Here is a 14,924-nt window from a genome sequence, read left to right as displayed (position 1 = left end):
GCGCTCGAAATCCGGCGGAAATGGTCGTCAGCGCGGAGGCTTTGAAATCGATTTCATAGAAAAATCAATGACTTCGCGTTTTTTTGTGGACCGCGGATGCTTGCGCAAAGAGAGGGTTATACTTGCAATTTTTTATCTGTCCATGCATACGCAGCACGGCTTCCCGGTGCCATACTGGTGTTGCATATTCATCACACTTATCTGATTTTTTTTTCATCCATGCCAGTCACCGGTGACCACCAATTACTAAAACAGCTCAATCGGATGGCCCTGGTGCGCCAGGTCAGCACCCAGCCCGGGTTGTCGCGTGCCTCCCTGGCCGAGGTGCTGGGGCTGACCAAGTCGACGGTCAGCATGCTGGTGCGGGAACTGATGGACGAGGGCTGGCTGACCGAAAGCGAACTGGTTGCGACGGGTGAAGTGGGCCGGCGCGCGACGCCGCTGCACCTCGATCCGGACCGCATGGCCCTGCTTGGCGCGGAAATCGGCGTGGATGAAGCGCGCGTGGTCGCCACCAACCTGCTGGGCGAGGTGCTCGACACCCGCGTGGTCACCTACGACGACGCGCGCGATCCGGCCTCCTGCATCAAGTTGGTGGCTGCCGGGCTGGTGCGCGTCGCACGCCGGCTGGGGCGCGCAAACAGCGCGGGCGGCGCGCGCCAGGTGCTGGGCGTCGGCGCCGGCCTGCACGGCGGGGTGGACGAAACGCTGGGGGTGCTGCGCTACGCACCGCACCTGGGTTGGCGCAACGTGGACGTGGACAGCCAGCTGCGCTCGCACTTCGCGGGCACGCCGCTGGAAGACTTGCCGCTATACCTGCAGAACGAGGCGAACGTCGCCGCGCTGGCCGAATTCGAATTCACCGGGCAGTCGGGCACGGACCCGCTGGTCTACCTGTCGATGGGCTATGGCGTGGGCGCCGGCGTGATCGTCGGCGACAGCCTGCTCACCGGCCTGAACGGTTTCGCGGGCGAGGTCGGGCACGCGATCCTGCAGGCCGGCGGGCCGCTGTGCTCGTGCGGGCGGCGCGGCTGCGCGGATGCGCTGATCGGGCTGGGATCCCTGCTCGGCGCCGAGAAGCCGAGCCGTGTGGCGCTCGAGCGCCTGTTCGACAAGGTGGCGCAGGGCGAGCCGCAGACCTGCGCGGCGGTGAAGGCGGCCGGCGGGCAGCTCGGGGTGTTGCTGAACAATCTGTGGGCCGCGTTCGACCCGATGGCGATCGTCATCGGCGGACCGGCACTGCGCCTGGGCGACACGCTCATCGAGCAGGCGCGGCGGGTGCTGGACGGCTATGCGGCGGCGGCCATGCTGACCGCGCCGGAGATCCGTACCTCGCGCTTCGGCGTCGATGCGGTCGCGGTGGGCGGCGCCGCGCTGGCGCGCCACCGGCTCACGCGGCCGCTCGACCTGCAGAGCATGGCGCGGCGCGTGGACAAGGCCGGGCGCCAGGTGCGGGCGCCGAACGGCGAACTTGGCCTGGCCTACTAGGCCTACTGGTCCTCCATCAGCGCGTCCAGGCGCTGGATGCGCTCGGCGGTATCCGGATGGGTCGACATATAACTCATCGTGGTCTTCAGCCAGCGCGGGGTATCGGCTTCGCCCGGATGCTTTTTTTCCAGGGCTTCCAGCGCCTGAATGAAAGCGGCCGGCGACCGGCCCTGGCGGCGTAGCAGGGCGACCGCATAGTTGTCGGCATCCAGTTCCATCGCGCGCGAATACTGCATCTGCGTCAGCACCGCCGGCACGCCGGCCGCCACCGCGCTGAAATCGCCGAACAGGGCGGCCGACAGCGCCGCCATCAGCGAGGAGCTGCTCATCGCGTGTGCCGCATGGCGGTGCTCGATATGCCCGACCTCGTGCGCCAGTACGGCGGCCAGTTGCGCCTTGCCGGCGTCGTCGAGCTGGTTCTTCTTGTTCTGCATCAGCCGGACCATCCAGTCGGTGACGACGATGGTGCCGTCCGGCAGCGCCATCGCATTCGCGCCGAGCTCGCGCGAATTGCGCACCAGCAGCCGGATCGGCACGCGCGGATGCGCCGGCAGTACGCCAGGCAGCAGCGCCTGGACTTCGGCGATGCGCTGCTCGCTCAGGCGCGAGGGTTCCAGCAGGCCGTGCGACTCCAGGCTGGCCAGCGCGGCGCGGCCGAGGCGGATGTCGACCGAGGGCGGCAGCTTCTCGGCGATGCGCTCGGCGGCGACCGGCAAGCCGCGGAAGTAGAGCAGGGCCAGCAACCCCGCCAGCAGGACCAGCGCCAGCAGCGCGGCCGGCCAGCGCTCCTGCCAGCGCACCACGGCGCTCTTGCGGTAGCCGAGCGCATCGAGCAGCTGCTGGCGGCCGTCGCCGGCGACTTCGCAGCTGGCGCCGTCGTCGAAGCGCAGCACGGCGGGCGCGGCGGCAAAGGGCTCGGACAGCGTCACCGCGCCGAGCGGATAGCTGCGTTCGAAGACGGGAGAGCTGATCTGCAGCATGCCGGCATCCACGTGCAGCCGGACCGGGTGCAGGCGCGCGCTGCGCCCGTCGAAGTAGAGAGCGGTCGTCATGTTCGTCACCAGGAAAGGTCGAGGCCGAGGAATTCCGCGCTGCCGTCGCCGGCCGCCGTGGCGGCGCGCCGGCTCGCCTGTCCGGTCGCGGCTTCGAAACCGTCGGGCGCCTCGACCTGCACGTGGGCGAGGCGGTAGCGCCAGGTCCGCACCGCCGCGAACGGACGGTACAGGCCCAGGCTCAGCAAGGTGAGCAGCACGTTGACGGCCTGCAGGCGAAAGTACGAGCGCAGCCGCATCGCGGATTCGATGCGGACCCCGGGGAAGCGGGTCTCCGACCAGGCGATATTGTTCATCCGCACCATGACGAACAGGGCGCTGAGGATGAAGAACAGGTAGACCAGCAGGACGCCGCCGAACAGCACGAACGGGGAGGCGGCGCTGCGCGAGCTCGCGTACATGGCGATGCCGAAGACGACGATGACGACGATGCCGCCCACGAAGCTCACCACGTAGGGCGCCGCCAGTTCGGTGGTGGTGGCCGCGAACTCGGCGCGCTGGTCGCCGTACATCAGGCTGCTGTGCTGGTAGCGCTTCATGGCCCCGTGCATCAGCGGCCAGCACAGGTAGAGCAGGAAGATGGCGCGCACCAGCGGCTGGTCCGGCAGCAGCGTGACCAGTGCGCCCGGCAGGATGAAGGTGGCCACCGGCAGCGCGTAGACGCGGTAGGCGGGCGGGATCTCGCCGGCAAAGCCGAAGGGCAGGCCGCGATACCAGGTGTTCGAGAGCCGGAAGCGCAGCGCCGAGCGCATCATGAAGGGCAGGCCGGCCACCAGCAGCGTCACCGTCATTGCCCCGGCCATGGCCGAGAAGCCGAAGGCGTAGTGGTAGGCGGCGAGCAGCACGACCGCCAGCAAACGGCCGCGCAGGATCGCCGCCGGATTGCCGCGGAAGTCGAAGCTGGCGCCGGCAAGGTGGGTGTTCCGGTAAAAATACTGGAGGCGGCGGGTCTTGGCCCAGGCCGAATAGATGCCGAGCGTGGCGACCGTCAGCAGCAGGTTGACGATCCAGATGCGGAAGTATTCGCCGCCGCTGCCGCTGAAGCCGAAGGCCAGCGGCGCCGGCGCGTCGGCGGGAATGGCGTCGTCGGGCAGGGCAGTCGCCAGGGCGGAATCGTGCTCGATCATGGATGGGCTCGATGTTGACATGAAGGAAAGATGCCAAGTGTAGCCACGCTCCACGTGCATTGGCAATTTTTATAAGCGCATGGCGTCAAAGCGACTCCCTCGCCGGCTATTGCCAAGTTGTAATGAAGAAGTATTTGCAGCTTTAAGGTATAATTTCAATTTCCCGCGCGTGCCGTTCGGCACCTTCAGCACAATGACCAAATTCGTATTCGTCACTGGCGGCGTCGTGTCTTCCCTGGGCAAGGGAATCGCGGCCGCTTCCCTCGCCGCGATCCTCGAATCGCGCGGTCTCAAAGTCACCATGCTCAAGCTCGACCCGTACATCAACGTGGACCCGGGCACCATGAGCCCGACCCAGCACGGCGAAGTCTTCGTGACCGACGATGGCGCCGAGACCGACCTCGACCTCGGCCACTACGAGCGCTTCATCAGCACCCGTATGCGCAAGGTGAACAATTTCACCACCGGCCAGATCTATGAATCGGTGATCCGCAAGGAACGCCGCGGCGAGTACCTCGGCAAGACCGTGCAGGTGATTCCGCACATCACCAACGAGATCCAGGACTATATCCGCCGCGGCGCCGAAGGCGTGGACGTGGCGCTGGTCGAGATCGGCGGCACCGTCGGCGACATCGAATCGCTGCCTTTCCTGGAAGCCGCGCGCCAGCTGTCGCTGCGCCAGGGCCGCAAGGGCGCCGCTTTCGTGCACCTGACCCTGGTGCCTTACATTTCGTCCGCTGGCGAGCTGAAGACCAAGCCGACCCAGCACTCGGTGCAGAAGCTGCGCGAGATCGGCATCTCGCCGAACGCGCTGCTGTGCCGTGCCGACCGCCGCATCCCCGACGACGAGCGCGCCAAGATTTCGCTGTTCGCCAACGTCGAAGAGCAGGCCGTGATCTCGGTGTGGGACGTCGACACCATCTACAAGGTGCCGCAGGTGCTGCAAGACCAGGGCCTGGACGACATCATCCTGGAAGCGCTGGGCATCGATGCGCCGCCGGCCGACCTGTCGATGTGGACCAAGCTGATCCACACGCTGGAAAACCCGAAGCACGAAGTGACCATCGGCATGGTCGGCAAGTACGTCGACCTGATCGAGTCCTATAAATCGCTGACCGAGGCGCTGCGCCACGCAGGCATCCACACCGAGAGCCGCGTCAACATCGAGTACATCGACTCGGAAGAGATCGAGAGCACCGGCTGCGCCCACCTGGCCAAGTACGACGCCATCCTGGTGCCGGGCGGCTTCGGCAAGCGCGGCGTGGAAGGCAAGATCATGGCCGCGCGCTATGCCCGCGAAAACAAGATCCCTTACCTCGGCATCTGCCTGGGCATGCAGGTCGCGCTGATCGAATACGCGCGCCACGTGGCCGGCCTGCCGAACGCCAATTCGACCGAGTTCGATCCGGAAACCGACCAGCCGGTCGTCGCCCTGATCACCGAATGGCAGAACCATGACGGCAAGGTCGAGAAGCGCGACCTGAACTCCGACCTCGGCGGCACCATGCGCCTGGGCGCCCAGACCTGCGCGGTGAATCCGGGCACGCTGGCCGCCGAAATCTACGGCAACGTCGTGACCGAGCGCCACCGTCACCGCTACGAAGGCAACAACTACTACCTGCCGAAGATCGAAGCGGCCGGTCTGGTGGTGTCGGCCCGTACCCCGAACGAAGACCTGCTCGAAATCATGGAACTGACGCGCGACGTGCACCCGTTCTACATCGGCGTGCAGTTCCACCCGGAGTTCAAGTCGACCCCGCGTAACGGCCACCCGCTGTTCACCTCGTTCATCCAGGCGGCCCTGAAGCACCAGGCCGAAAACAGCAACCAGCAGGCAGCGAACACGCCGGCCCTGCAAGGAGATGCAGCATGAAACTTTGCGGATTCGATGTCGGCCTCGACCAGCCGATCTTCCTGATTGCCGGCACCTGCGTGATCGAATCGCGCCAGATGGCGATGGACACGGCCGGCACCCTGAAGGAAATCACCAGCGCGCTGGGCATTCCCTTCATCTATAAATCGTCCTTCGACAAAGCCAACCGCTCGTCCGGCAAGACCTTCCGCGGTCCCGGCATGGAGAAGGGCCTGGAGATCCTGGCCGACGTGCGCAAGGAGATCGGCGTGCCGGTCCTGACCGACGTCCACACCGAGGAAGAGATCCCGGTCGTGGCCAGCATCGTCGACGTCCTGCAGACGCCGGCCTTCCTGTGCCGCCAGACCGACTTCATCAACGCCGTCGCGCGTTCGGGCAAGCCGGTCAACATCAAGAAGGGCCAGTTCCTGGCGCCGGGCGACATGAAGAACGTGATCGACAAGGCGCGCGCCGCCGCAGCTGAAGCCGGCCTGCCGGACCAGTTCATGGCCTGCGAACGCGGTGTCTCGTTCGGCTACAACAACCTGGTGTCGGACATGCGCTCGCTCGCCATCATGCGCGAATCGAACTGCCCGATCGTGTTCGACGCGACCCACTCGGTGCAGCTGCCGGGCGGCCAGGGCACCTCGTCCGGCGGCCAGCGCGAACACGTGCCGGTGCTGGCGCGCGCCGCGGTTGCCGCGGGCGTCTCCGGCCTGTTCATGGAGACCCACCCGAACCCGGCCTGCGCACTGTCGGACGGCCCGAACGCCGTGCCGCTGGGCCGCATGAAGGAACTGCTGACGACGCTGGTCGATATCGATCGCATCGTTAAAAAAGCCGGCTTTATCGAGTCGAACTTCGAGTAATACAAATACCGGCGCTGTAGGGTGGGCGCCCTGCGCCCACGCGTAAGCTTCGCGTCATGCCTGCTTCCGCGTGGGCGCGGGGCGCCCACCCTACGCACGTCCCAATCGATTTACTTTCTGGAGACTGAAAAACCATGAGTGCTATCGTTGATATCATCGGCCGCGAGATCATCGACTCGCGCGGCAATCCGACCGTCGAGTGCGATGTTCTGCTGGAATCTGGCGTGATGGGCCGCGCCGCCGTGCCGTCGGGCGCTTCGACCGGTTCGCGCGAAGCGATCGAACTGCGTGACGGCGATCCGAAGCGTTACTTCGGCAAGGGCGTGCTGCAGGCCTGCGAGAACATCAACACCGAAATCAGCGAAGCCATCATGGGCCTGGACGCCAACGAACAGGCATTCCTGGACCGCACCCTGATCGACCTGGATGGCACCGAGAACAAGAGCCGCCTGGGCGCGAACGCGATGCTGGCCGTCTCCATGGCCGTGGCCAAGGCAGCCGCCGAAGAAGCCGGCCTGCCGCTGTACCGCTACTTCGGCGGTTCGGGCGCAATGCAGATGCCGGTGCCGATGATGAACGTCATCAACGGCGGCGCCCACGCCGACAACAACCTGGACATCCAGGAATTCATGATCATCCCGGTCGGCGCGCCGTCCTTCAAGGAAGCGATCCGCTACGGCGCCGAGGTGTTCCACACCCTCAAGAAGATCCTGCACTCGAAGGGCCTGAACACCGCGGTCGGCGACGAAGGCGGCTTTGCGCCGAGCGTTGCGAACCACGAAGAAGCGATCAAGCTGATCATGCAGGCGATCGAGCAGGCGGGCTACGAAGCCGGCACCCAGATCGCGATCGGCCTGGACTGCGCAGCGAGCGAGTTCTACAAGGATGGCAAGTACGTGCTGGAAGGCGAAGGCGGCATCCAATTGAGCGCCACCGACTTCACCAACATGCTGGAAACCTGGTGCGACAAGTACCCGATCATCTCGATCGAGGACGCGATGCACGAGGGCGACTGGGACGGCTGGAAGATCCTGACCGACCGCCTGGGCAAGCGCGTGCAGCTGGTGGGCGACGACCTGTACGTCACCAACACCAAGATCCTGAAAGAGGGCATCCAGAAGGGCATCGCCAACTCGATCCTCATCAAGATCAACCAGATCGGCACCCTGACCGAGACCTTCGCCGCCATCGAGATGGCCAAGCGCGCCGGCTACACCGCCGTGATCTCGCACCGTTCGGGCGAAACCGAAGACTCGACCATCGCCGACATCGCGGTAGGCCTGAATGCCCTGCAGATCAAGACCGGCTCGATGTCGCGTTCGGACCGCATGGCCAAGTACAACCAGCTGCTGCGCATCGAGGAAGATCTGGGCGACATCGCCACCTATCCGGGCCGCGACGCGTTCTACAACCTGAAGTAATGTAAGATCGCAGCAACAGAAGATTCCCGTCGGCATCGGCTGGCGGGAATTTTTTTATATACTCTTCATTCATGCGCCTCATCACCCTCGCTCTTGCCGCCTTACTGCTGCTGATCCAGTACCCGCTATGGCTGGGCAAGGGGGGCTGGCTGGATGTCGGCGAGCTGGAACGCCAGCTTGCGGCCAGCCACGCACGTACCGACCAGCTGAAGGCGCGCAACGCCAAGCTCGAGTCCGAAGTGCGCGACCTGAAGGACGGCACCGAAGCCGTCGAGGAACGCGCCCGCTACGAACTCGGGATGATCAAGCAGAACGAGATCTTCGTGCAGGTGCTGCGCAAGGACGAAAAGCCGGCCGTCATGATGACGCCGCCGCCACCGCCGCGCGAGCCGAAAGGCGCGAAGGGCGCCAAGCCGCAAAAGCCGCCCGAAGACTGAGCCTGTTTCCGATATGGACCAACCACTGAACACGCTGGAAGACGTCGCCGCCTATCTGGCCGCGGCTTTCGAGAGCGGCAGCGCCGACGCCATGCGCGCCGCGCTCGCAAAGGTCGCTCGATCGGACGGCCTGGCTGCGCTGGCCGCTGCCGCCAGCCTGCCGCGCGAGCAGCTTGCCGAGGCCATGCTGGCCGGCGAGATGAGCCTCGACACCACCCTCGCCATCATGAAGGTCATCGACCTGCACATGCCCTGAGCACGAAGCGCTCCGGCGCCTCTACGGCCTGCAAGGCCGTGTCCTATTCAATAATAATTTTGTAACAATGTGTCGTCATACTGATGAGCAGGACTAATATCCTGTTCTGCCCTTCGCTGCGCCGGGGCAGGGAGTTCACACCCATAACGACAGATAGGACAACGGAAAAATGAAAAAGAATCTGCTTGCGATCTTGCTGTTTGCTCCACTGTGCGCGTTCGCTACCGAGCAATCGACGTGCACCGCCAACAAAGGCACTTACCTGACCGGCACCATTACCACCAGCGCAAAGTTCCAGGCCGCCAGCCAGACCATCCAGGGCGTGCAGGTATCGCACACCATCATGTACATCAAGGCCGACCAGGACGGCCGTTCCTATCAGGTGGCGATGGACAACGTCTACGCCACCGACTACGTGAAGAACTCGACCTCGATGCCGCCTTCGCTGGCCGCCCTCACGGCCGGCAAGCGCGTCGAAGCCTGCGGCCAGAAATACTCGGACGGCAGCGGCATCCACTGGGTGCACTCGAACTGCGGCGCCACGCCGACCACCTCGGCGCCGAACGGCTTCCTGAAGACCATCTCGACCAGCGGCTCGATCAGCGCCAACCTGGAACGCAGCCAGACCTACTGCTACCTCTGGAACTGAGATAGCCCTGCCAGCACTGCGCCGGCGCCCGGCGCAGTGCTGCTAGGATCGAACGATGCAGACCCGAACCGCCGCCATTCTCGCCGCTGTAACCGCCGCAGGCATCGCCGCCGTGCTGGCGCTGCGTCCTGCGCCCGCGCCAGCCAACGCGCCGGCGCCGGCAAGGGCAGCCGACACCGCGGCCGCGCCGGCCAGAGGCAGCTGGATGGATCCGCGCATGCTGGCCACGCGCGCGTCGGTGCCGGCCGAGGACTTCGTCGCCGCGCCGGTCCAGGTCTTCTACGGCCGCAATGGCCGCCCGGTGGATTTCGGCGGCAAGGACGCCGCCGCGTACATCGGCGAACGCGCCGCGCGCGCCCGCACGGGCGACCTGAAGGCCGCTTACGAGGCCTACCAGGCCGCATCCGGCTGCGCTGCGGCCGAGGATCCGCTCCCCGAATTCTTCAGCGCCGACGAAGGCCGCGCCGCTGCGCGCGAGCAGGCACGCATGCGCAAGCTGTGCGCGAACGTCTCGCCGGCCCAATTGCAGGAACGTATGCGCTTCCTGGGCCAGCTGGCGGACGCCGGCAATCGCGATGCGCAGGTGGACTTTTTCATGGAAGGGCCGGGCGGCAAGCCGGTCGACCTGGAGGCGCGCGCCGACGACCCGGAAGTGCAGCTGTGGAAGCAGCAGGCCGTCAGCTATCTGCGCCAGGCCGGGGCGCAGTGCGACCAGTTCGCTCTCGGCCTGCTGTCGAATGCCTACGATGCCGGCCAGGTCGTGACGCGCGATCCGGCCAGCTCGATGATGTATGCGATCGCGTCGAACGCGGCGCGGCACCATCCGCTGAGCGAGCAGCAGCTGCGCGAACGCTTCGGCGAAGAACTCGCCCCTGGCGCATTCGACGCCGCGCTGCAGGCGGGTGCGCGGCTGGCCGCGGCCTCCTGTCCACGCGGCTGAAGGAAGGCTCCGCTTATCATTATTTTAAGTCGCAATTAAGTTACCCTCAGGGAATTTGCTAATACAATTGTTTCCCATAAGCTAACTGTCTTGGGGAACTCTTGTATTCCTTGTCTGTGTGGACCACGTCCCGTCTCGTCCCTGGATTCGCCGCCCTACCTGCCGGGCCGGACATGAGCCGGTCCAGGGTCTTGCCCGCGTTCGCATTCGCACTGGCCTTCTGGTGGGCGCCGCATGGGAATGCACAAGACCAGGCGCCGGCCGCCCCGGCCACCGTGCCGCTCACGGTCAAGGTCACCGACTCGAAGAAATTCGGCGAGCTGCCCTACCGGCCCGTCATCGAGAGCTTCAGGCTGCTTCAATCCTACCAGCCGCCCGAGCCAAGGCTGATGGATGTGCTCGTGCGCGCAAAGTACCCGTTCATGTCGGACGCCGAACAGGATGCCTATATGCCGCAGCGCTGGGGTGTCGCGATCGTCAGCCCCTCTGTGGATCTGACCGTGCCGGTGCGCCGCGGCGGCTATTTCGTCCTGCCCGACGTGGACGGCGCCTACCGGGAGCAGGGCAGCATCCTGTTCAGGGAGCCGACCACGAAGCCGCTCTATCTGTATTTCGCATTGCGGGTGGGACCCGGCCAGCGCATCCGTTACGCCGACCTTGGCAAGGCATCGCAGCAGATCGATAGCCTGCTGGGGAAGATTTCCTACTTCAACCAGCGCTTGCGGCACTTGAAGCGCGACAAGCACGATGTCATCAAGGCCTGCTTCCTCGATGCCAGCGGCGACATCCTCATCGACGGGCAATCGGTGGCCGACGGCAGCATCGGTAATTGCAGGCTCCTGAGGATCGATCCGGCGCGCGTGAAGGGCGGCGAGGTGATCGAATTTTCCGGACCGCTCGACATCGTCACCTTTGCCGAGAGCGGCTAGCCGGCGAATACGGCCTGGGCCGCCGGCCGGCGGAGCGCGGCGCCGGCAGCCCAGGCGTCGACATGCTCAGGCAGCGCTGCCCGCCGCCGGCGGCATATAACCCGGCTCGAGCAGGCCCGGCACGGGTTCGCCTTCCAGCACGATGATTTCGCCGATGCTCTGCGCGCGCATGACGATGCGGTCACCGTTGGCGACGTGGCTGCCGACCAGCGCGATCGGACGGTTGCCGATGGTCGAGGCGTGGCCGGCGCCCGAGGTGATCACGCTCTCGCTGCCGTCCGGGTAGCGGACGCGGTCGCCGACGCAGGCGACATGATAATCGTCCGCGAACTGGTCATTCGATGCCAATACCACCTGGCCGCCGCGGCTGGTGCGCGAACCGACGGTCGCGATCGGATAACGGGCCAGCACCTTGCGCGGCAAAATATTTTCATTCATTCCCTAATCTCCAAACGACGGATTTGACTGACCGGAACAATGACGCCTTTTTGTACAAAAGCGACATTGTCCCGGCACCGTGTGTACGCTTCCATACACTGGACGACATTGGACCGCGCCGTTGATGTACGCCAATTGATGCCGCTCAACTTGGCAATACGCAAGACTGGGATTCAGGGAATTCCGACAGGAATCTTTCCGGTTTGCGCGCCGCCGCATTTCCTCGACTGCTATGATCGCCGCGTATCTGCGGGCACCGAGGAGAGATCATGAGCAATGACTGCGCGCACTTTCATGAAGTGGGCAAGCAGGCCGGCAATACCGCCGGCTGCGAAGAATGCCTGCAAAGCGGAGACAGCTGGGTGCACCTGCGCGTGTGCCTGGTTTGCGGCCATGTCGGCTGCTGCGACGACTCGAAGAACAAGCACGCCACCAAGCACTTCCACGCGAGCGGCCATCCAGTCATACGTTCCGCCGAGCCGGGGGAGAGCTGGGGCTGGTGCTATGTCGACCGGGTATTCAAGGACCCGGTCTGAGCAGCGGAACTAAGCCTTAGAGCTTCTAGTCGATCAGGGTCTTGACCAGCACCTTACCGTCCCGCATCGCGCTTTCCTGGCGCAGCATCAGCTGGCTGCCCTTGGCGAACCAGAATGTCGAGTCCGCACCCGGGGTGCCGTAGTCGGTCGTGACGATCCAGCAGTCGACCGGACCGCTCGGGCCCGCGATGGTCGCGGAACCGGCTACCTTGAAGCTGTAGCGCTTCGGCGCAGATCCGCCCGGATGGTAGAAGTTGATGCTGGCCTCATAACCCTCGGCCAGCGGCAGCGCCTGCAGGAATTCGATGTCGGTCTCGAAGTTGAAGGTCGGCTCGGGCGATTCCACCGACAGCGCCTTCTGCGTATTGTCCGCCAGGTCCGGCATGCCGCTGACGCGCTCCGGCGCGAACACGAAACCTTCGACCACCTTCTTGCCGTCCCGCTCGGTGATGCGTACGTGGCTCAGCGGGCGGAAGGTGGCGGTCTCGAACCAGGAATCGATGCGCTTGATGGAGCCGGGCGAGGTCGGGGCCGCCATCGCGCCGTCCCAGCGCTGCACGATGTGCATTGCCTGCTTGCCGTCGCGCTGCTCGAAGCGCACTTCGCGGGCCCAGATGTCGAGCGGGATATTGCCGCCGTCCGCGGTGCGGAAATAGCGCAGGTAGTGGTGGGTGCCGGGTTTTAGCAGGCTGAAGCGCGGCAGCGGGGTGCCGACGTCGACCTTGGTGGCGGCCTGGGCGGAGATGCACAGGCAGGCGAGGAGGGCGGGAAGGGCGAGGTGACGCAGAGGCAGCATGGCGGCTCCAGAAAGAAGGTCTGCCGCCGAGTATGCTGATTATGTATGTGTCAATGCAACAACAAACGGATATGTATGTGTACGCGGGCACGGAGTGCCCGCCCTACGTAGGGTGGGCACCCCGTGCCCACGCACCAGATTACGCCAAGGTCGCCAGCAAAGCCCGGGTGTCTTCGGGTATCGGCACCGGCCGATTCGTCTCCCGGTCCACGTAAACATGCACGAAATGCCCGGCTGCGGCCGGCAGCTCGTCGTCGTTGCGGTACAGGCCGATCTCGTAGCGCACGCTGGAATTGCCCAGCTTGGCCACGCGCACGCCCACGTGCGCGGTGTCCGGGAAGGCGATCGAGCGGAAGTAGGAGCACCCCGTCTCGACCACGAAGCCGACCGTCTTGCCGCCGTGGATGTCGAGCACGCCCCGCTCGATCAGGAAGCGGTTCACCGCCGTATCGAAGTAGCTGTAGTAATGGACGTTGTTGACGTGGCCGTAGACGTCGTTGTCCATCCAGCGGGTGGCGATCTCGCAAAAATGCGGGAAGGCAGAGCGGGGCGTGTCGCGCATGCGGACCTTTTAGTGTTTGACGTCCGAAGCTGGCGCGATCGCGTCGGCCGCGATGTCGGCCGCGAACAGCTGGGCGCAGTCGACCGCGTCGAACTCGTAGTGCTTGCCGCAGAAGTCGCAGTTGATCGCCAGCTGGCCGAGGTCGTGCAGGGCCGAATCGACTTCTTCCTTGCCCAGCATCTTCAGCATGTTGCCGACCTTCTCGCGCGAGCAGCTGCAGTGGAATTCCGGATGCAGCGGATCGAACACGCGGATCGTCTCTTCCCAGAACAGGCGCTTCAGCAGGGTCTCGACGTCGACGGCCAGCAGCTCTTCCTGCTTCAGGGTGCCGCCCAGCGCCAGCGCGCGGTTCCAGGTCTCGGCGTCTTCCTCTTCGCTTGCCTGTTCCACCTGGCCTTCGACGGCACTGTTGCGCGGCAGCTTCTGCAGCAGCAGGCCGCGGGCGACATTGTCGTCGGCCGCCAGCCACAGCTTGGTGTCCATCTGCTCGGAACGCAGCATGTAGTTCTCGATGACGGTGGCGATGTCCTCGCCGTGCAGCGGCACCACGCCCTGGTAGGGCTGCTGGCCCGGGACCTTGTCCTTCGGGTCGAGGGTGATCACGAAGCGGCCCTGGCCGCCCGCGTTCAGCAGCTGGCTCACCGAAGCGTCGTCGGGTACCACGGCGCCCGGGCTCAGCTTGGCGGTGGCGCGCAGGTGCAGCTCGGCGTCGCACTCGACCACCAGCAGCTTGACCGGACCGTCGCCGAAGATCTGCATCACGATCGAGCCGTTGAACTTCAGGTTGGCCGACAGCAGCGCGGCGGCGGCGACCATCTCGCCCAGCAAGCCCTTCACTGCTTTCGGGTAGACGTGGCGCGACTGGATCTCGCGCCAGGCGTTTGAAATCTCGACCAGCTCGCCGCGCACGGCGGCGTTGTCGAAGATGAATTTTTGCAGGATGTCCTTGCTGGTATCAGTCGTCATTCTTTATCCGATTTTCTTGAGCTCCGCCTTGAAGCGCTGGCCGCGCTCGACATAGCTGGCGGCATTGCCTTGCAGGCGGAGCAGGTCTTCTTCCGTGAGGGTACGCACTACCTTGGCCGGGGTGCCGAGGATCAGCGAGTGATCCGGGAATTCCTTCCCCTCGGTCACCAGGGCGCCGGCGCCGACCAGGCACCCCTTGCCAATCCTGGCGCCGTTCAGCACCACGGCCTGGATGCCGATCAGCGAGCCGTCGCCGACGGTGCAGCCGTGCAGCATGGCCTGGTGGCCGATGGTGACGTTGCTGCCGATCACCAAAGGAAAGCCCATGTCGGTGTGCATCACCGTGCCTTCCTGCACATTGCTGTTTTCACCGACCGTGATGCGCTCGTTGTCGCCGCGGATCGTTACCCCGTCCCAGACCGATGCCCTGGCCGCGATGGTCACCTTGCCGATCAGGCTGGCGGAATCGGCAATATAGGCCGACGCGTCGATCTCGGGCGCATGCTCGCCCAGCTGGTAAATTGCCATGGATGTGCTCGCGGAAGATTGTAAGTGTCGCTATTTTACGCTCTCACGCCAGCTGTCGTCCGGCAAGGGGCTGAGATG

General features: G+C 65.0%; 17 protein-coding genes. 10 read left to right on the top strand and 7 right to left on the bottom strand.

The genetic code is table 11. The features are described from left to right. Positions 1-219 precede the first annotated feature (219 nt). The gene (locus AC07PE_RS02595; protein WP_498761295.1) at positions 220-1,488 is read left to right on the top strand and encodes an ROK family transcriptional regulator; all 1,269 of its coding nucleotides are present in this window, start codon (positions 220-222) and stop codon (positions 1,486-1,488) included. Positions 1,489-1,490: 2 nt separating this feature from the next. On the opposite strand, the gene AC07PE_RS02590 is transcribed toward AC07PE_RS02595, so the two are convergent. Both AC07PE_RS02590 and AC07PE_RS02585 read right to left on the bottom strand, forming a co-directional pair. After that, the gene (locus AC07PE_RS02590) at positions 1,491-2,540 is read right to left on the bottom strand and encodes a M48 family metallopeptidase (RefSeq protein WP_498761293.1); all 1,050 of its coding nucleotides are present in this window, start codon (positions 2,538-2,540) and stop codon (positions 1,491-1,493) included. Between the two features lie 5 nt (positions 2,541-2,545). Further along, positions 2,546-3,667 (bottom strand): YjgN family protein, encoded by a 1,122-nt coding sequence (locus tag AC07PE_RS02585; protein ID WP_498761291.1) that lies wholly within the window; start codon positions 3,665-3,667, stop codon positions 2,546-2,548. Positions 3,668-3,860: 193 nt separating this feature from the next. Between AC07PE_RS02585 and pyrG the strand changes: the two genes are divergently transcribed. From pyrG to AC07PE_RS02545, 8 genes are all read left to right on the top strand, one after another. Next, a complete protein-coding gene (gene pyrG, locus AC07PE_RS02580; protein WP_498761289.1) occupies positions 3,861-5,540 on the top strand; it encodes a CTP synthase in 1,680 nt (559 codons plus the stop codon). Then, the gene (kdsA, locus tag AC07PE_RS02575) at positions 5,537-6,388 is read left to right on the top strand and encodes a 3-deoxy-8-phosphooctulonate synthase (RefSeq protein ID WP_498761287.1); all 852 of its coding nucleotides are present in this window, start codon (positions 5,537-5,539) and stop codon (positions 6,386-6,388) included. The genes pyrG and kdsA overlap by 4 nt, the downstream gene beginning before the upstream one ends. A gap of 134 nt (positions 6,389-6,522) precedes the next feature. Then, the gene (gene eno, locus AC07PE_RS02570; protein ID WP_498761285.1) at positions 6,523-7,809 is read left to right on the top strand and encodes a phosphopyruvate hydratase; all 1,287 of its coding nucleotides are present in this window, start codon (positions 6,523-6,525) and stop codon (positions 7,807-7,809) included. 71 nt (positions 7,810-7,880) lie between these two features. Next, positions 7,881-8,246 (top strand): cell division protein FtsB, encoded by a 366-nt coding sequence (gene ftsB, locus AC07PE_RS02565; protein WP_498761283.1) that lies wholly within the window; start codon positions 7,881-7,883, stop codon positions 8,244-8,246. Positions 8,247-8,259: 13 nt separating this feature from the next. Next, positions 8,260-8,502 (top strand): helix-turn-helix domain-containing transcriptional regulator, encoded by a 243-nt coding sequence (locus tag AC07PE_RS02560; RefSeq protein WP_498761281.1) that lies wholly within the window; start codon positions 8,260-8,262, stop codon positions 8,500-8,502. Positions 8,503-8,671: 169 nt separating this feature from the next. Beyond that, positions 8,672-9,151 carry a hypothetical protein gene (locus AC07PE_RS02555; RefSeq protein WP_498761279.1) on the top strand — a complete coding sequence of 160 codons (480 nt, stop codon included), beginning with the start codon at positions 8,672-8,674 and terminating at the stop codon, positions 9,149-9,151. A gap of 55 nt (positions 9,152-9,206) precedes the next feature. After that, entirely contained in the window at positions 9,207-10,091 is an 885-nt protein-coding gene (locus AC07PE_RS02550; RefSeq protein WP_498761277.1) for a hypothetical protein, read from the top strand. A gap of 191 nt (positions 10,092-10,282) precedes the next feature. Further along, on the top strand, positions 10,283-11,020 hold the full coding sequence (locus AC07PE_RS02545) for a hypothetical protein (RefSeq protein WP_498761275.1): 738 nt from the start codon (positions 10,283-10,285) through the stop codon (positions 11,018-11,020). A 66-nt stretch (positions 11,021-11,086) separates the two neighbouring features. Here AC07PE_RS02545 and AC07PE_RS02540 read toward each other — a convergent pair whose 3' ends face one another. Next, positions 11,087-11,458, bottom strand: a complete 372-nt coding sequence (locus tag AC07PE_RS02540; protein WP_498761274.1) for a PAAR domain-containing protein — start codon at positions 11,456-11,458, stop codon at positions 11,087-11,089. Positions 11,459-11,727: 269 nt separating this feature from the next. Between AC07PE_RS02540 and AC07PE_RS02535 the strand changes: the two genes are divergently transcribed. After that, a complete protein-coding gene (locus AC07PE_RS02535) occupies positions 11,728-11,994 on the top strand; it encodes a UBP-type zinc finger domain-containing protein (protein ID WP_498761272.1) in 267 nt (88 codons plus the stop codon). A gap of 25 nt (positions 11,995-12,019) precedes the next feature. Here the strand turns inward: AC07PE_RS02535 and AC07PE_RS02530 are convergent, their stop codons facing one another. The 4 genes from AC07PE_RS02530 to AC07PE_RS02515 form a co-directional block, all read right to left on the bottom strand. Beyond that, complete coding sequence (locus AC07PE_RS02530) at positions 12,020-12,790, bottom strand: DUF3108 domain-containing protein (RefSeq protein ID WP_498761270.1); 771 nt, start codon at positions 12,788-12,790, stop codon at positions 12,020-12,022. Positions 12,791-12,929: 139 nt separating this feature from the next. Next, a complete protein-coding gene (locus tag AC07PE_RS02525) occupies positions 12,930-13,352 on the bottom strand; it encodes an acyl-CoA thioesterase (RefSeq protein ID WP_498761268.1) in 423 nt (140 codons plus the stop codon). Positions 13,353-13,361: 9 nt separating this feature from the next. Next, entirely contained in the window at positions 13,362-14,318 is a 957-nt protein-coding gene (gene hslO, locus AC07PE_RS02520) for an Hsp33 family molecular chaperone HslO (RefSeq protein ID WP_498761266.1), read from the bottom strand. 3 nt (positions 14,319-14,321) lie between these two features. Continuing rightward, complete coding sequence (locus AC07PE_RS02515; protein ID WP_498761264.1) at positions 14,322-14,846, bottom strand: gamma carbonic anhydrase family protein; 525 nt, start codon at positions 14,844-14,846, stop codon at positions 14,322-14,324. Between the last annotated feature and the right edge of the window lie 78 nt (positions 14,847-14,924).

It is taken from the genome of Telluria sp. GW821-FHT07G12 (genome assembly GCF_059418525.1).
This window is presented reverse-complemented; position numbering and strand designations above follow the sequence as displayed.